The sequence below is a fragment of the Sphingosinicella sp. genome, assembly GCF_041916975.1.
Lineage (GTDB): Bacteria > Pseudomonadota > Alphaproteobacteria > Sphingomonadales > Sphingomonadaceae > Sphingosinicella.
On record NZ_JAYRYK010000001.1, the window covers coordinates 3,056,644 to 3,073,138 of the forward strand.

General features: G+C 67.2%; 16 protein-coding genes and 2 pseudogenes. 13 read left to right on the forward strand and 5 right to left on the reverse strand.

Going from position 1 to position 16,495, the window contains the following annotated elements; all coding sequences use genetic code 11:
- Positions 1 to 84: 84 nt before the first annotated feature.
- The 6 genes and pseudogenes from rpmH to ACE3TJ_RS14540 all read left to right on the forward strand — a co-directional run bounded on the left by rpmH (position 85) and on the right by ACE3TJ_RS14540 (position 3,817).
- Positions 85 to 219, forward strand: coding sequence for a 50S ribosomal protein L34 (rpmH, locus tag ACE3TJ_RS14515; RefSeq protein WP_121049614.1), 135 nt, complete (start codon positions 85 to 87; stop codon positions 217 to 219).
- A gap of 17 nt (positions 220 to 236) precedes the next feature.
- Positions 237 to 551, forward strand: a pseudogene (gene rnpA / locus ACE3TJ_RS14520) (ribonuclease P protein component); the annotation flags it as partial.
- 8 nt (positions 552 to 559) lie between these two features.
- Positions 560 to 769 (forward strand): annotated as a pseudogene (gene yidD / locus ACE3TJ_RS14525) (membrane protein insertion efficiency factor YidD); the annotation flags it as partial.
- Positions 770 to 828: 59 nt separating this feature from the next.
- Complete coding sequence (gene yidC, locus ACE3TJ_RS14530) at positions 829 to 2,526, forward strand: membrane protein insertase YidC (RefSeq protein WP_374597350.1); 1,698 nt, start codon at positions 829 to 831, stop codon at positions 2,524 to 2,526.
- Positions 2,523 to 3,167 (forward strand): ribosome biogenesis GTP-binding protein YihA/YsxC, encoded by a 645-nt coding sequence (gene yihA, locus ACE3TJ_RS14535; RefSeq protein ID WP_374597352.1) that lies wholly within the window; start codon positions 2,523 to 2,525, stop codon positions 3,165 to 3,167. Before yidC ends, yihA begins: the two co-directional genes overlap by 4 nt.
- Positions 3,164 to 3,817, forward strand: coding sequence for a glutathione S-transferase family protein (locus ACE3TJ_RS14540; RefSeq protein ID WP_374597354.1), 654 nt, complete (start codon positions 3,164 to 3,166; stop codon positions 3,815 to 3,817). Before yihA ends, ACE3TJ_RS14540 begins: the two co-directional genes overlap by 4 nt.
- A 140-nt stretch (positions 3,818 to 3,957) precedes the next feature.
- Here the strand turns inward: ACE3TJ_RS14540 and ACE3TJ_RS14545 are convergent, their stop codons facing one another.
- A complete protein-coding gene (locus ACE3TJ_RS14545; RefSeq protein ID WP_374597356.1) occupies positions 3,958 to 4,821 on the reverse strand; it encodes a TlpA family protein disulfide reductase in 864 nt (287 codons plus the stop codon).
- Positions 4,822 to 4,837: 16 nt separating this feature from the next.
- Here ACE3TJ_RS14545 and argH point away from each other — a divergent pair, with 16 nt between their 5' ends.
- Genes argH through ACE3TJ_RS14580 form a run of 7 tightly spaced genes read left to right on the forward strand, consistent with a single transcriptional unit; the run spans position 4,838 to position 12,148 of the window.
- The gene (gene argH / locus ACE3TJ_RS14550; protein ID WP_374599419.1) at positions 4,838 to 6,205 is read left to right on the forward strand and encodes an argininosuccinate lyase; all 1,368 of its coding nucleotides are present in this window, start codon (positions 4,838 to 4,840) and stop codon (positions 6,203 to 6,205) included.
- Positions 6,202 to 6,432 (forward strand): hypothetical protein, encoded by a 231-nt coding sequence (locus tag ACE3TJ_RS14555; protein WP_374597358.1) that lies wholly within the window; start codon positions 6,202 to 6,204, stop codon positions 6,430 to 6,432. Before argH ends, ACE3TJ_RS14555 begins: the two co-directional genes overlap by 4 nt.
- A complete protein-coding gene (gene lysA, locus ACE3TJ_RS14560) occupies positions 6,432 to 7,700 on the forward strand; it encodes a diaminopimelate decarboxylase (RefSeq protein WP_374597360.1) in 1,269 nt (422 codons plus the stop codon). Before ACE3TJ_RS14555 ends, lysA begins: the two co-directional genes overlap by 1 nt.
- 4 nt (positions 7,701 to 7,704) lie before the next feature.
- Positions 7,705 to 10,056, forward strand: coding sequence for a DUF4175 family protein (locus tag ACE3TJ_RS14565; RefSeq protein WP_374597362.1), 2,352 nt, complete (start codon positions 7,705 to 7,707; stop codon positions 10,054 to 10,056).
- Positions 10,057 to 10,075: 19 nt separating this feature from the next.
- On the forward strand, positions 10,076 to 10,948 hold the full coding sequence (galU, locus tag ACE3TJ_RS14570; RefSeq protein ID WP_374597364.1) for a UTP--glucose-1-phosphate uridylyltransferase GalU: 873 nt from the start codon (positions 10,076 to 10,078) through the stop codon (positions 10,946 to 10,948).
- A complete protein-coding gene (locus ACE3TJ_RS14575; RefSeq protein ID WP_374597366.1) occupies positions 10,924 to 11,670 on the forward strand; it encodes an esterase/lipase family protein in 747 nt (248 codons plus the stop codon). Before galU ends, ACE3TJ_RS14575 begins: the two co-directional genes overlap by 25 nt.
- A 46-nt stretch (positions 11,671 to 11,716) precedes the next feature.
- A complete protein-coding gene (locus tag ACE3TJ_RS14580) occupies positions 11,717 to 12,148 on the forward strand; it encodes a DUF6265 family protein (protein WP_374597368.1) in 432 nt (143 codons plus the stop codon).
- A gap of 32 nt (positions 12,149 to 12,180) precedes the next feature.
- On the opposite strand, the gene ACE3TJ_RS14585 is transcribed toward ACE3TJ_RS14580, so the two are convergent.
- The 4 genes from ACE3TJ_RS14585 to atpA are packed head-to-tail and all read right to left on the reverse strand — an operon-like array spanning position 12,181 to position 16,493.
- Positions 12,181 to 12,588, reverse strand: coding sequence for a F0F1 ATP synthase subunit epsilon (locus ACE3TJ_RS14585; RefSeq protein ID WP_374597370.1), 408 nt, complete (start codon positions 12,586 to 12,588; stop codon positions 12,181 to 12,183).
- Positions 12,589 to 14,037 carry a F0F1 ATP synthase subunit beta gene (atpD, locus tag ACE3TJ_RS14590; protein WP_374597373.1) on the reverse strand — a complete coding sequence of 483 codons (1,449 nt, stop codon included), beginning with the start codon at positions 14,035 to 14,037 and terminating at the stop codon, positions 12,589 to 12,591.
- Positions 14,038 to 14,065: 28 nt separating this feature from the next.
- Positions 14,066 to 14,950: a F0F1 ATP synthase subunit gamma gene (locus ACE3TJ_RS14595; RefSeq protein ID WP_374597375.1), complete on the reverse strand. Its 885-nt coding sequence runs from the start codon at positions 14,948 to 14,950 to the stop codon at positions 14,066 to 14,068.
- 13 nt (positions 14,951 to 14,963) lie between these two features.
- Positions 14,964 to 16,493 (reverse strand): F0F1 ATP synthase subunit alpha, encoded by a 1,530-nt coding sequence (gene atpA, locus ACE3TJ_RS14600; protein ID WP_374597376.1) that lies wholly within the window; start codon positions 16,491 to 16,493, stop codon positions 14,964 to 14,966.
- Between the last annotated feature and the right edge of the window lie 2 nt (positions 16,494 to 16,495).

Genomic DNA, 16,495 nt, shown 5'->3' on the forward strand with positions numbered 1-16,495 from the left:
CTCGCCCGAAGGTTTCGGCCGCGATTGCGCGAGCACGCGTGCGCGGCCGTTTTTATTGATTCGATTCGCAAGAAGGCATGTCCGATGAAGCGCACCTACCAACCGAGCAAGCTCGTCCGCAAACGGCGTCACGGCTTCCGCACGCGCTCCGCGACGCCGGGCGGCCGCAAGGTTCTGGCGGCCCGCCGCGCGCGCGGCCGCAAGCGGCTGTCGGCGTAGCTCCGACACCCGAGCGGCTCCGTTCGCGGCGTGACTTTCTCGCCGCGAACAAGGGACGCCGCGCTGTGACCGACGGTTTCATCCTGCTGGCCCGCGACCGCGCCGATGGCGGCGGGGTGCGCGTCGGTTTCACCGTCACCAAGAAGATCGGCAATTCGGTCGTCCGCAACCGATTGAAGCGCCGCCTGCGCGCGCTCGTTTCCGAATCGATGCCTGCGCTGGCGTCTCCCGCCCATGATTATGTGCTGATCGGCCGCGAGGCCGGGCTGACACGCGCTTATGCCGATCTGATCGCCGATCTGCAGCGCGCCGTGCGGAAGGTCGCAAGATGATCGGCAGGCTGGCTGCCCGCATGATGATCCTCGTGGCGCGCGGCTGGCAGCTGACCTTCTCGGCGATCCTGCCGCCAACGTGCCGCTTCGCGCCGTCGTGCTCGGCCTATGCCATCGATGCTATCGAGCGGCACGGTCCTATCAAGGGTGGCGCGCTTGCGCTTCGTCGGATATTGCGCTGCCATCCGTGGGGCGGTTCGGGGTTCGATCCCGTCCCCGGTTCCGAAACCATAATGAAGTCGAGGCCCTGCTGCGGGCCGCAAGAAGGTGGTCGAGCTTGAGCGATAATCGCAACATGTTTCTGGCGATCCTGTTGTCGATCGTCGTGCTGTTCGGCTGGGCTGCCGTTTCGGAGCGCTTCTTCCCGACGCCGAAGTCCAACGCACCGGTAAGTGCTGCACAGAAGCCGGATGGCGCAGCGCCGATCGCCGATGCGCCCACCATGCTGCGCGACCGGGCAGCGGTGATCGCTGAAGGCGCACGCGTCGCGATCCGCACGCCCGCGCTTTCGGGCTCGATCAATCTTGCCGGCGCGCGCATCGACGACCTGCTGCTGCTGCGCCACGACGAGACGCTGAAGAAGGATTCGGCGAATGTCCGCCTGTTCTCGCCTTCGGGAACGCAGGGCGCGTACTTCGCGGAATTCGGCTGGACCGGGTCCGCGGGCCTGCCGACCGCCGAAACACGCTGGACGGCGAGCGCGCCGACGCTGACGCCCGAACAGCCGGTGACGCTGTCGTGGACGAACGCCGCAGGCCAGACCTTCCTGATCGCCCTGTCGGTAGACAAGGACTATCTGTTCACCGCGAAGCAGAGCATCGTGAACAAAGGCGGCCAGGCGCTCGTCGCGCGGCCTTACGGGCTTGTCGCGCGCGTCGGCACCGGGCCGGACAAGAGCACGTTCAACGCCCACACCGGGCCGATCGGCGTGTTCGGCGGCAAAACCGACTACGACAATAATTACGAGGACATCGACGAGGCGCCGGACCGGCAGATCGATTTCAGCTCGAAGGGCGGCTGGATCGGCTTCACCGACAAATACTGGCTTTCCGCACTCATCCCCGCGAACGACACGACGTTCGACGCGAATTTCCGGGGCGGCGGCGACCAGCGCTATCAGGCCGGCGTGCGTGGCGAGCCGATTGCCGTCGGCCCCGGCCAGACCGCCGCGACGACGACGCGCCTGTTCGCGGGCGCGAAGGAGGTGGACGTCCTCGATCGCTATCAGGATGGTCTCGGCGTCGTTCGCCTCGGCAGCGCCATCGACTGGGGCTGGTTCGAGGTGATCGCGAAGCCGATCTTCCATCTGCTCGACTGGCTGTTCGAGAAGACCGGCAACCTCGGCGTCGCCATCATCGGCCTCACCATCCTCATCCGCTTCGTGCTGTTCCCGATCGCGAACAAGCAATACGCCTCGATGGCGAAGATGCGGCAGGTGCAGCCGAAGATGAAGGCGCTGCAGGAGCGCTACAAGGACGACAAGCTGAAGCTCCAGCAGGAGATGATGGAGCTGTACAAGACGGAGAAGGTCAACCCGCTCGCGGGCTGCCTGCCGATCCTGCTGCAGATCCCGATCTTCTACGCGCTCTACAAGACGCTGTTCCTTGTCATCGATATGCGGCACCAGCCGTTCTACCTGTGGATCAAGGATCTTTCCGCGCCCGATCCGCTGACGCCGGTGAACCTGTTCGGCCTGCTGCCGTTCACGCCGCCGCCCTATATCGGCATCGGCGTGCTGCCGATCCTGCTCGGCATCACCATGTGGCTCCAGCAGAAGCTCAATCCGCAGCCGCTCGACGAGATCCAGCAGAAGGTGTTCGCCATCCTGCCGTGGATGTTCATGATCATCATGGCGCCGTTCGCGGCGGGTCTGCAGCTGTACTGGACGGTGAACAACATCATCTCGATCGCCCAGCAGTGGGTGCTGATCCGCAAGCATCCGGCGCCCGCGCCCGAACCTGCCAAAGCAAAATGACCGGCGTCAGCCCCCGGGAGGCGAACCGGCTGTTCACGGGGCCGATCGCCTTCGTGAAGTCGGCGCCGACGATGGACGATCTGCCCCCGGCGAACCTGCCGGAGGTGGCGTTCGCGGGGCGTTCCAATGTCGGCAAGTCTTCGCTTTTGAACGCGCTGACGGCGCGGAAGGGCCTCGCGCGCACTTCGAACACGCCGGGGCGCACGCAGCTTCTCAACATCTTCGATGTCGGCGAGCCCGCCGTGCTGCGCCTCGTCGACATGCCGGGCTACGGCTATGCCGAGGCGCCGAAGAAGATGGTGGACGCGTGGAAGCGCGCCGTGTTCGATTACCTGCGCGGGCGCGCCAATCTGAAGCGCGTGCTGCTGCTGATCGATAGCCGCCGCGGTATCGGCAAGGTCGATGAAGACGTGATGGACATGCTGGACAGCGCTGCCGTCTCCTACCAGATCGTGCTCACCAAGACGGACAAGGTGAAGGAAAGCTGGGTCGCGAAGCTGCGCGAGGATCTTCCGGCGCTTCTGAAGCGGCATCCAGCATCGTTCCCCAGCCTGCTCGCCACCAGCTCCGAAAAGAACCACGGGATCGAAGACCTGCGCGCTGCGGTGCTCGGGGCGGCGAAGGACGAGGCGGGCATATGAAACTGGTGATCGGCAACAAACGCTACTCGTCGTGGTCGCTGCGCGGCTGGCTCGCGATCAGGCAATCGGGCCTCGCATTCGACGAAGTGGTGATCCCGATGGATACGCCCGAATTCGCCGCGGCGAAGGCAGATGCCTCGCTGATGCCTTCGGGCACCGTGCCCGTGCTTTGGGATGGCGACGTCGTGGTGTGGGAGAGCCTCGCGATTATCGACTGGCTCGCCGACCGTGTCGGCCGCGACGTCTTCTGGCCGAAGGATGACGCGGCGCGGGCGCTCGCGCGTTCGATCGCGGCGGAGATGCACGCGGGCTTCATCAATCTGCGCAGGCACTGCCCGATGAACACCGGGCGGACCTATCCGGCGTTCGCGCTGACGCCTGAGGTGGAGCGCGACATCGGCCGCATCGACGCACTGTGGCGCGAGGCATTGCATGGTTTCGGCGGTAACGGTGGCCCTTATCTGTTCGGCGCGTTCGGTGCGGCGGACATCATGTACGCTCCCGTCGTCACGCGGTTCCGCACCTACGACGTGCCGCTCTCCGATGCATCGGAAGCCTATGTGAACGCCGTTCTCGCTCATCCGTTCATGCAGGACTGGTATGCGGGCGCGGATGCCGAGGACTGGCGGCTCGACCGGATCGAGTTCTAGGACCGATCGCCATTCAGCTCTGACGGCCTGCAAATGGCGGCTCTCCGCGCTTCCGGTGCTCACGTACCTTTAGTACGCTGCGCTCCGGGTCTCGAAAATCCACCATTTTCGGCACGCCATCTTCTGAATGTCGATCCGCCCTAAAGCGTTTCGCCGCAGCCTTCGTAGCGTTTGCCGTCCAGCGTCATGGTGACGGCGTAGGCGTAGGGCTTGCCGCTCATCGCGTCTTCACACCGCGTCTTCACGATCGAAACGGCGAGCGACGACTTGCCCTGCGCAGCGGAGAAGCTGCTCGTGCCTTCGAGCGCGAGGCGAGCGGGCGCCTTGAACGTCGCGGTCTTCGATCCGTAGTCGGCGATCACCTCCACGTCGCGGCCGGTGGCGATGTCCATCGTCCAGCCCGGTTCCTGCCCGACGGCATGGAAATGCACGGTGGGGCCCGGCGCGGCGGTTTCGGGGAAGCCGCCGGGCTGATCCCACTCGCGCGGGCCGTTGACGCGCCAGATTTCCTTGCCCTCCGCATCGTAGAGCACGGTGAAGGGCAGCCCCGGCGCGCCGAGCGTGGTGGCGAGCGCACCTTCCTCGTCGAGCAGGATGGTCATGTTCTGAAGCTTCGCCTTCGCAAGGAACGGCTTCACCTTCCCCCAGCCCTGCAGATCCTGGCTGATGCCGATCACTGCCATTTCGCCGGCCTTCGCCTTCGCAAGTCCGTCGAGCGCGGGCATTTCGGCGATGCACGGCGCGCACCACGTTGCCCAAAGGTTCACAAGCACCGGTTTGCCGCGGAAATCGGCGAGCGTCACCTTGCTGCCGTCTTCGCGCGCGAAGGCTTGCGTGGGCGCTGGCGTGCCGGCCTGCGACACGTCCACGACGCCCGCGGCTTTCTTCGCTGCCGGGGCCGCGCTTTCTTGCGAGGCGAGCGCGTCTGCTTTATCGGCCTCCTTGGCCTTGCCGCAGGCGGAAAGCGGCATGAGAACGAGGATCGCGAACATTACAGACCGCATTGCAAGCTCCAATGACATGTGGGGCGGCCGCTTCGCCGAAGGGCCGTCTGCTGTCATGCGTGACATTAATGTCTCTATCGGCGTCGACAAGCGCCTGTGGCGTCAGGACATCGCGGGCAGCCGCGCGCACGCCGCGATGCTGGCATCGGCGGGTATTCTTTCCAAGGGCGATGCCGCCGAAATCGCGCGCGGACTCGATGCGATCGAGGCCGAGTATGCCGCGGGCGGTCTCGTGGAGAACGCCGCGCTCGAAGACATTCACATGCATGTCGAGGCGCGGCTGAAGGAGATCATCGGCGAGCCCGCCGGGCGGCTCCATACGGCGCGCTCGCGCAACGATCAGGTGGCGACCGATTTCCGCCTGTGGGTGCGCGATGCGATCGATGCGATCGACGCGGGGCTCGGCGGTTTCCAGAAGGCGCTGCTCACGCGGGCGGAGCAGCACGCGGCGGACGTGATGCCCGGCTTTACGCATTTGCAGACCGCGCAGCCGGTCACGCTCGGCCATCACCTGATGGCGTATTGCGAGATGACGCGGCGCGACCGTGGCCGCTTCGCCGATGCGCGGGTGCGGCTCAACGAATCGCCGCTCGGCGCGGCGGCGCTCGCGGGCACGTCGTTCCCGATCGATCGCCATGCGACCGCGAAGGCGCTCGGCTTCGACCGGCCGATGGCGAACAGCCTCGATGCGGTTTCGGACCGCGATTTCGCGCTCGAATTCCTGTCGGCGGCGGCGATGGCGGGGCTGCATCTCTCGCGGCTCGCCGAGGAGATCATCATCTGGGCGAGCCAGCCCTACGGCTTCGTGAAGCTGCCCGACGCGTTCTCGACCGGTTCGTCGATCATGCCGCAGAAGCGCAACCCCGATGCTGCCGAACTCGTGCGTGCGAAGGCGGGCCTGTTCCTCGGCGCGTACCAGCGTCTCGCCGTCATCATGAAGGGGCTGCCGCTCGCCTATTCGAAGGACATGCAGGATGACAAGGCGCCGGTGTTCGAGGCCTTCGACACGCTTGCGCTGTGCCTCGCCGCGATGACCGGCATGGTGGAGACGATCACGTTCGACACCGCCCGGATGCGCGCGGCGGCGGGCACGGGTTTCTCGACCGCGACCGATCTTGCCGATTGGCTGGTGCGTGAGGGCGGCGTGCCGTTCCGCGAGGCGCACCACATCACCGGGCGCTGCGTCGCGGCGGCGGAGGCCGCGGGCTCAGACCTTGCGGCGCTGCCGCTCGATACGCTGCGCGGTATCGATGCGCGCATCGATGATCGCGTTTTCGGCGTGCTCACTGTGGATGCCTCGGTCGCGAGTCGCACGAGCTTCGGCGGTACATCGCCCGCGAACGTGCGCGCGGCCGTTGCCGCCGCGCGGGAGGCCGGACAATGAAGGCCGCGTTGCCTCTGCTGCTTCTGCTTGCCGCGTGCGGCGCCAAGGGGCCGCTCGCGTGGCCCGAGGGCGGCCCGCCCGCGCCACCGCCCGGAGTCAAGGAACCGCTCACCACCGAACAGATGCTCGAACCGCCGGCGCAGGCCGCGCCCGAGCGTGTCGACGATCCCGTCCGCCGCTCCGAAGAGCGCCGCGATGACGAATTCGATCTGCCGCCGGGGCGCTGATGGACCATTTCGAGCACAGGAACGGCCGCCTGATGGCCGAGGATGTCGACGTGGCCGCGCTCGCGGAGGCCGTCGGCACGCCCTTCTATTGCTACTCGTCGGCGACGATCGAGCGGCACTTCACCGTGTTCCGCGATGCGGTGGCGGGCGCGGGCAATGCCCCGCCGCTCGTCGCCTATGCGGTGAAGGCGAATTCGAACCAGGCGGTGATCGCAACGCTCGCGCGGATCGGCGCGGGGGCGGATGTCGTGTCGCTCGGCGAGATGAAGCGCGCGCTTGCGGCGGGCGTTCCGGCGGAGCGCATCGTCTTCTCCGGCGTCGGCAAGACGGCGGATGAGATGGAAGCTGCTGTTGAGGCCGGCGTCTATCAGATCAATCTCGAATCGCTGCCCGAAGCGGAGATGCTGTCCGAGGTCGCGGCGCGAATGGGCCGGACCGTGCCGGTCGTGTTTCGCGTGAATCCCGATGTCGATGCGGGCACGCACGCCAAGATCTCGACGGGCAAGGCCGAGAACAAGTTCGGCATTCCCATCGATACCGCGCAGGAGGCGTTTGCGCTGGCAGCGGCGCTACCCGGCATCGAACCGGTGGGCGTGGCGCTCCACATCGGCAGCCAGCTCACCGACCTTGCCCCGCTGGAGAAGGCGTTCACCCGCGTCGGCAACATTATCGCGGAGCTGCGTGCAGCGGGCTTCACAGTCAGCCGCGCCGATCTCGGCGGTGGGCTCGGCGTGCCCTATTCGGCGCACACGCCCGGACCGCCGCTGCCGGAGGCCTACGGCGCAATGGTCGCGCGCGTCACCGCCGGGTGGGACGTACGCCTTACCTTCGAGCCGGGGCGCGTGATCGTCGGTAACGCGGGCGTGCTCGTCTCGCGCGTCATCCGCGTGAAGACGGGCGCGACGACCGACTTCGTGATCATCGACGCGGCGATGAACGATCTGCTGCGACCCAGCCTCTACGACGCATGGCACGACATCGATTCGGTGATGCAGACGGAAGCGCGGATGACCGCAACCGTCGTCGGCCCAGTGTGCGAAACCGGAGACACGTTTGCGGAAGGGCGTGAGATTCCCGCGGTGGAGGCCGGCGATCTGGTCGTATTCCGCACCGCGGGCGCTTATGGTGCGGCGATGGCTTCGACCTACAATTCCCGCCTGCTGACGCCCGAGGTGCTGGTGAAGGGCGACAAGTGGGCGCTGGTGCGGCCGCGCAGCACGATCGAGGATCTGATCGCGCAGGACCGCGTGCCGAACTGGGTGGGGTAGCGCGATGACCGCGCCCGCACCGCAGCAAGCCTTTCTTGCCGCGATGCGCGTGCCGCTCGCCCTTTCGGGGATCGTTCTTGCGGCCGAGCGCGCGCTGCCGCGCGAGCTTGGCCTCACGCTGACGCTGTGGCTGCTATGGATCGCAGCCGCGCTGCTCGGGCTCACGCAGGCGTTGCCGGGGGTCCTGCGCGTCGCGCTGCTCGCGCTCCTCATCGTCGGAAGTGCCGCCTTGTTGATCCGCGCGGCATGGCGCATCGGCATTCCCAGCGCCGCCGCGCGCCGGGCACGGCTGGAACGGGGCGGCGGGCTCAGCCGGGGGGCGCTTGCGCTTGTCGCCGACGTGCCCGTCAGCAACCCGGATGACTTCGGGGCTGCGCTCTGGGACCGTGCGCTTGCCGATGCACAGAAGCTGCGTCCACGCCTCGGCCGTCTCGAATGGCAGCCGACGCTGGAAACCCGTTACGGCCTCTGGCCGCTCATCGGCACAGCATTGTTCCTTGGCCTGATGACTGCGAAGGCGGACGCGCCGCAGCGACTCGCGGCCGCCTTCTCGCCGTGGCCGACGACGCTGGAAGGCGTGCGTGTCGCGGTGACGCTGGAGCCGCCCGCCTATGTTGGCGCACCGCCGCGGCGCATCGATCTGAAGGGCGGTGCGGATGCCGCGCTCGACGGGCTTGCCGCAAGCCGGGTCACGATCCGCGTCGAAGGCCTTGAAGGCGGCTGGCATGTGGCCGGACCCGGTATCGATGCGGCGGCGGAAGGCGGGCGTGTATCCTTTCCGCTCGCGCGCGCGGGCGAATACAGCGTTCAGCAGGGGGCTCGCCGGATCGCGGCGCTCGATCTTTCGCTCGCCGCCGATCTCAGGCCCGCGATCCGTTTCGATGGCGATCCCGCCATCACGCCCACCGGCGCGCTTCGGCTCGGCTTCCGCCTGCGCGACGATCACGGTGTCTCCGCGCTGTCGCTGCGCGTCCGGCGCGGCAAGGCGGTGCGCGACGTCGATCTCGAAACGCGCGTGCCGCCGGGGCGGGGCAGCGTTTTCGCCGATCTCACGCCGCACCCGTTCGCCGGATCGACTGTCGAGCTGATGCTCGTCGCCACCGACGGTGCCGGGCAGGAAGGTGTGTCGCCGCCCATCCGCATCACGCTGCCGCAGCGCCGCTTCGCCAATCCGCTCGCGCAGGCGATCGTTGCCGTTCGTGCCGATCTGCTCGCGGGCGCGAAGCGGAGCATCGTGGCGCGCCGCCTGTCGGGGCTGGCGGCCGATCATCCGGCCTTTCAGGATGATCTCGGCGTGTTCGCCGGGCTGCGCGCCGCGACGTGGCGGCTGGTGCACGATCCGCGCAAGGATGCGCGGGACAGCATCGCGGCGCTGCTCTGGGATATCGCGACCGATCTCGAAGACGGCGGGGCGACGCAGGCGATGGATGCGATGCGCCGCGCGATGGAAGACCTGGCGCGAGGCATCGGTGCTGGCGACGATGCGTCGCTGGCCGCGATGGCGGACCGGCTGGAAGCCGCGATGAGCGAGTATCTCAGCCGTCAGATCGCCGCCGCGCTCGCGGAAGGTGGCGCGCAGCCGCCCTCATCGGCAGGAGGTTCCGGGGTGTCGGTCGATCTCGGCTTCCTCGACCAGATGTTCGCGGACCTGCGCGACCGGCTGGCGGCGGGCGACAAGGCGGGTGCGGCGGAGGCGCTCGCTAACCTTCGTCAGCTGATGGAGACGATCCGCTTCGGCAATGCCGCGCCCGATCCCGAAGCCCAGGCCCGCGCCGCTGCCGCCGCGGAGGCAGCGCAGGCACTGCGCGCGATCGAGGCGCGGCAGGGCGTGCTCCGCGATGCGACGATTGCCGACATGATCGAGGCCTCATTCGGAAACGATAGCGGCCTGCGTGAGAATGCTCCGCCGCAGCGCACGCTCGGATCGGATACGAAGGCGCTGGTGAAGCGGTTCGGCGCCGCGGGAATGCCGGCCCCACAGCCGCTCGGTGCCGCCGCGAAGGCGATGGCGGAAGCGGCGCGCGCGCTCGGCGCCGGGGATGCGGGCGGCGCGATCCGGGCGCAGACGCGCGCGCTCGATCTGCTCCGGCAGGCGGCGAACGCGGCGGAAGCGGCGGCGCAGCAGATGGCGCAGGCTGCAGGGGCGGGGGCGATGCAGCCGGGCGCGGCGGGCTCCGGGCTCGATCCGCTCGGGCGCCCCGGTACGGGGTTCGGGCAGGGCGCGGTCAAGCTGCCCGATCAGGCCGATGTGCGGCGCATCCAGCAGATACGAAAGATTCTCGAAGAACGCGCAAGCGACCCCTCGCGTTCGGAAGAGGAACGGGGCTATTACCTCAGACTTCTCAAGCGGTTCTAGGACGGGAGAGCGAAAGCGGATGCGCAAGGTTCGGACAGCGGTGTTCCCCGTGGGCGGCCTCGGCACGCGGTTCCTTCCTGCGACGAAGGCGATGCCCAAGGAGATGTTGCCCGTCGTCGATCGGCCGTTGATCCAGTACGCGGTCGACGAGGCGGTTGCCGCGGGGATCGAGCAGATGATCTTCGTCACCGGTCGCGGCAAGAATGCCATCGAGGACCATTTCGATCGCCACTACGAACTCGAAACGACGCTCGGCGAGCGCGGCAAGAGCGAGGTGCTGGCGCAGCTCGACGGCACACGGTTCGCGGCGGGCACCATCGCCTATGTACGGCAGCGCGAGCCGCTCGGACTTGGCCACGCCGTCTGGTGTGCGCGGCATCTCATTGGCGATAACCCGTTCGCGGTGCTGCTCCCCGACGAGTTGCTGTGGAACCCGGCGCGGCCCTGCCTGAAGGCGATGATCGAGGCACATGCCGAAGTCGGCGGCAATCTGATCGGCGTGCTCGATGTGCCGCGCGCGCACACGCACCGCTACGGCATTGTTTCGCCCGGCGCGCAGCGCGGCGCGCTCACTGAGGTGCGCGGCCTCGTTGAAAAGCCGAAGCCCGCCGATGCGCCCTCCACGATGGCGGCGATCGGCCGCTACATCCTGGAACCGGCCATCATGGACAAGCTCGAGGCACGCAAGCGCGGCGCCGGAGACGAGATTCAGCTTACCGACGCGATGGCGGAGCTGATCGGCGGGTCGCCCTTCCATGCGCTGCCGTTCGAAGGCACACGCTACGATTGCGGCGACAAGGCCGGTTACGTGACGGCAAACATCGCACTTGCGCTCGAACGCGACGATATAGGCCCGGAGGTGAAGGCGTGGATCGACGCGAACGTGCGCTGACGCCGCCGTCCGGCCTCGTGCCGCCGCCGCTCGGGCGCTTCGCGCTCGAGGTGAAGGCCGTGCCCGAACTCTGCCGGTTCGTCATGAAAAGCCGCACGCATGGCCTGCCGAAGGGCGATGGTCATCCCGTGATCGTATTTCCGGGCTTCCTGGCGGGTGATGCACTGACATGGCCGCTGCGGCGCCGTCTCGGCGCGCTCGGCTATTGGAATGCCGGGTGGCGCTTCGGCACCAACCTTGGTCTCAAGCCCGGTCTGCTCGCGCAGATGGTGCATTATGTGAAGTCCGTGCACGCGGGGCAGAAGCGCAAGGTGAGCCTCGTCGGCTGGAGCCTCGGCGGGCTTTACGCGCGCGAGATCGCGAAGCGCATTCCGGACCGCGTGCGCCTGATCGTAACGCTGGGAACGCCCGCCACGCGCGATCTGCACGCAAACAACGCGTGGCGGCTTTACGAGCGGCTCAACGACCACACGGTGGACGCACCGCCGATCGAAACCAATCTCATGGAGCTGCCCCCTGTGCCGGTTACGGCGATCCTGACGCCATTCGACGGCATCGTGGCGCCCGCGAGTGCCGACATCGGCAACGGCCCGACGTGGGAAACGCTGAGGGTGGGCGGCACACACATCGGGCTTGCGTGGAACGCGGACGTGCTGCGCATCGTCTCCAACCGGCTCGCGCAGCCCGATGGAAGCTGGGCGCCCTATCGATCGCGCGCCTGATCGGGTTTCATGCTATGCTGCGGCGTTCGAGAGGGGAGGAACGCAGATGCGCCTTGTCCTGATCGCTGCCGCCGCGCTCGTTTCCGCGCCCGCGGCGGCGGCCGATCTTTCGTGGATGAGCGGGTGCTGGCAGCAGACGCAGCAGGAGCGCTGGACCGAGGAATGCTGGACCGTGCCGCGCGCGGGGCAACTGATGGGCTCAGGCCGCACGGGGGATGCGGCAGGCGTGCAGAGCTTCGAATTCATGCGCATTGCGCCGGGCGAGGATGGCGTCCCGGTGTTCTGGGGTGCGCCGGGAGGCGGCGCGGCCGTGCCGTTCCGGCAGGTGAGGGCGGGAGACCGTGAAATCGTGTTCGAGAACCCGAACCATGATTTCCCGACGCGCGTGCGCTACTGGCGCGACGGCGAGACGCTGAATGCGGAAATCTCGGGCGCTGACGGCACAAAGCCCATGTCCTGGCGGTTCGTCAGGATGTGAAAGCGCGTCCCCCCGCACGGCAGGGGGAAGGCTCAGTTTGCGGCAGCGGCCTGCATGGCTTCGTAGCGGGCGACCTGCTTTTCGGCGACGGCACGCTCGGCGTCCGTCTTGGCGAGGCGCACGTCGTCGCGAGCGTCGGAGAGCTTCTTGGAAACCTCGTCGGCTTTGATCTCCGCGACCGGAACCGCGTTCTCGGCGAGGATGGTGAGGCCGCTGTCGTTCACCTCGGCGAAGCCGCCATCGATGAAGATGCGTGTCGCCGGGCTGCTCGCGCTTTCATACACTTCGATCGCGCCGGGGCGGATCGTGGACATGAACGGCGCATGGCCCGCAAGCACGCCGAAGTCGCCTTCCGTGCCCGGCACGACCACCATGTGGACGTCGCCGGAACGCAGAAGCCGCTCGGGGCTCACCAGTTCGAAGTGGAGATTGTCCGCCATTTAGGCCGCTTCCGCCGCCATCTTCTTGGCCTTCTCGACCGCTTCGTCGATGCCGCCGACCATGTAGAAGGCGGCTTCCGGCAGGTGGTCGTACTCGCCGTCCACAACCGCCTTGAACGAGCGGACCGTGTCTTCGATCGCGACGAACTTGCCGGGGATGCCGGTGAAGACTTCGGCGACGTGGAACGGCTGCGACAGGAAGCGCTGGATCTTGCGGGCGCGGCTGACGGTCAGCTTGTCCTCTTCCGAGAGCTCGTCCATGCCGAGAATGGCGATGATGTCCTGAAGCGACTTGTACTTCTGCAGGATTTCCTGAACGCGGCGGGCCGTCTCGTAGTGCTCCTGACCGACGACGCGCGGTTCGAGAACGCGCGAGGTCGAGTCGAGCGGATCGACGGCCGGGTAGATGCCGAGCTCGGAGATCGCGCGCGAAAGCACGGTCGTCGCATCGAGGTGGGCGAACGAGGTGGCAGGCGCCGGGTCGGTAAGATCGTCGGCGGGCACGTAGATGGCCTGCACCGAGGTGATCGAACCCTTGTTCGTGGAGGTGATGCGCTCCTGAAGCTGGCCCATGTCCGTCGACAGGGTCGGCTGATAGCCCACCGCCGAAGGAATACGGCCAAGCAGCGCCGACACTTCCGAACCCGCCTGCGTAAAGCGGAAGATGTTGTCGACGAAGAACAGCACGTCCTGGCCTTCGACGTCGCGGAAGTATTCGGCGATCGTCAGGCCCGAAAGGGCGACGCGCGCGCGGGCTCCCGGCGGCTCGTTCATCTGGCCGAACACGAGCGCGACCTTGGAGCCTTCCGGCGTCGGGTTGCCGTCGGCGTCCTTGGCGATGACGCCCGCGTCGAGGAACTCGTGATAAAGGTCGTTGCCCTCGCGGGTGCGTTCACCCACGCCCGCGAACACCGAAGTGCCGCCGTGGCCCTTGGCGATGTTGTTGATCAGTTCCTGAATGAGCACGGTCTTGCCGACGCCGGCGCCGCCGAACAGGCCGATCTTGCCGCCCTTCGCGTAAGGCGCGAGGAGATCGATGACCTTGATGCCCGTCGCGAGGATGCTCGTCTCGGTCGACTGGTCGACGAAGAGCGGGGCTTCGGCGTGGATCGGGGCCGTGGCGGTCGCATTCACCGGACCGCGCTCGTCGATCGGCTCGCCGATGACGTTGAGGATGCGACCGAGCGTCTGCGGGCCGACCGGCACGCTGATCTGCGCGCCCGTGTCGGTGACCGGCTGGCCGCGCGTCAGGCCGTCCGTCGCGTCCATGGCGATCGTACGGACCATGTTCTCGCCGAGGTGCTGTGCAACCTCGAGGACGAGGCGCTTGCCCTGGTTCGTGGTTTCGAGCGCCGAAAGGATCGCCGGCAGCGCGCTGTCGAACTGCACGTCGACGACGGCGCCGATGACCTGCGCGATGCGGCCGGTGTTGTTGGTCGTCTTGGCCATGGGTCTCTATCCTTGCCTTCGTATCTGACTAGAGCGCTTCGGCGCCCGAAATGATCTCGACGAGTTCGGTGGTGATCGCTGCCTGACGCTGCCGGTTGTACTGGATCGACAGGCGGTTGATCATGTCGCCGGCGTTGCGCGTGGCGTTGTCCATCGCGGTCATGCGGCTGCCCTGCTCGGACGCGGCGTTTTCGAGAAGCGCGCGGAAGAGCTGCACCGAAAGGTTGCGCGGCAACAGGTCGGCGAGAATGCCTTCCTCGTCCGGCTCGTACTCAACGGCCGCGGAGACGCCCGCCGCCACCTCGCCGCCGCCGGCCTGCACCGGAACGGGGAGGATCTGCTGCTCGGTCGGCTCCTGCACCAGCGCCGACTGGAACTTCGCGTAGTAGAGATAGGCGACATCGAACTCACCCGCTTCGTAGCGCGCGGTGATATCGTCGGCGATCGGCGCGGCATTCTCGAAGCCGATCTGCTTGACGCCCGCGAACTCGGTGGAAGCGATGATCGTGCCAGGGAACAGGCGGCGGATAACTGCGCCACCCTTCTTGCCGACGAGGTAGAACTTCACCGTTTTGCCTGCGGCGATCAGTTCCTGGGCGCGAAGGCGTGCGGCCTTCACGATGTTGGCGTTGAACGCACCGGCGAGGCCGCGATCCGAGGTGCAGACGACGAGGAGGTAGGTCTCCTCTTTGCCGGAGCCCGTCAGCATCTTCGAGGTCTGCGGACCCGGCGTCACGCGCGCGCCGAGAGAGGCGACGACCGCTTCGATACGGCTCGCGTAGGGACGGCCCGCCTCGGCGGCTTCCTGCGCGCGCCGAAGCTTGGCGGCAGCCACCATCTTCATCGCCTTCGTGATCTTCTGGGTCGATTTGACCGAGGCGATCCGAAGCTTGAGGGATTTGAGGGTTGCCATCTAGGTGCCGGCCTTATGCGAAGGTCCGCACGAATTCCTTGAGGATCTCGTGCAGCTTGGCCGTGGTTTCGTCGGAGAGCGCGCCCGATTCGCGGATGCTGCGCAGGACTTCGCCGTTGTTGGCGCGCAGGTCCGAAAGGAATGCACCTTCGAAGCGGGTCACGGCGTTCGCCGGGATACCGTCGAGATAGCCGTTCACGCCTGCGAACACTGAGGCGACCTGTTCTTCCACCGGCATCGGCGAGAACTGCGGCTGCTTCAGAAGCTCGGTGAGACGCGCGCCGCGATTGAGAAGGCGCTGCGTCGAGGCGTCGAGGTCCGAACCGAACTGCGCGAACGCCGCCATTTCGCGGTACTGCGCCAGCTCCAGCTTGATCGAGCCGGCGACCTTCTTCATCGCCTTGGTCTGCGCGGCGGAGCCGACGCGGCTGACCGAGAGGCCGACGTTGATGGCGGGGCGGATACCGGCGTTGAACAGATCGGTTTCAAGGAAGATCTGGCCGTCGGTGATCGAGATCACGTTCGTCGGGATGTACGCGGACACGTCGCCCGCCTGCGTCTCGATGATCGGAAGCGCGGTGAGCGAGCCGTTGCCGTTGGCATCGTTCAGCTTCGCAGCGCGCTCCAGAAGGCGCGAGTGGAGATAGAACACGTCGCCCGGATAGGCTTCGCGGCCCGGCGGGCGGCGCAGCAGCAGCGACATCTGGCGGTAGGCGACCGCCTGCTTGGAAAGATCATCGTACACGATCACGGCGTGCATACCGTTGTCGCGGAAGAATTCGCCCATCGCGCAGCCGGTGTAGGGCGCGAGGAACTGCAGCGGGGCGGGGTCCGAAGCGGTCGCGGCGACGACGATCGAATATTCCATCGCGCCGTTCTCTTCGAGCGCGCGCACGATCTGCGCCACGGTCGAGCGCTTCTGGCCGACGGCGACGTAGATGCAGTACAGCTTCTTCGATTCGTCGGTGCCGGCGTTCGCGGCCTTCTGGTTGATGAACGTGTCGAGCGCCACGGCGGTCTTGCCGGTCTGGCGGTCACCGATGATCAGCTCGCGCTGGCCGCGGCCGACGGGGACGAGCGCGTCGAGCGCCTTGAGGCCGGTCTGCACCGGCTCGTGAACGGACTTGCGCGGGATGATGCCCGGCGCCTTCACTTCAACGAGGCGGCGCTCGGTCGAATCGATCGGGCCCTTGCCGTCGATCGGGTTGCCGAGCGCGTCGACGACGCGGCCGAGGAGGCCCTTGCCGACCGGCACGTCGACGATGTCGCCGGTGCGCTTGACGGTGTCGCCTTCCTTGATCGAGGCGTCCGAGCCGAAGATCACGACGCCGACGTTGTCGACTTCGAGGTTCAGCGCCATGCCCTTGATGCCGCCCGGGAACTCGACCATTTCGCCGGCCTGGACGTTGTCGAGGCCGTGGACGCGCGCGATACCGTCGCCGACCGACAGCACCTGGCCGACTTCCGAGACCTGCGCTTCGGTGCCGAAGTTCGCGATCTGGTCCTTGATGATGGCCGAAATCTCGGCGGCGCGGATATCCATCT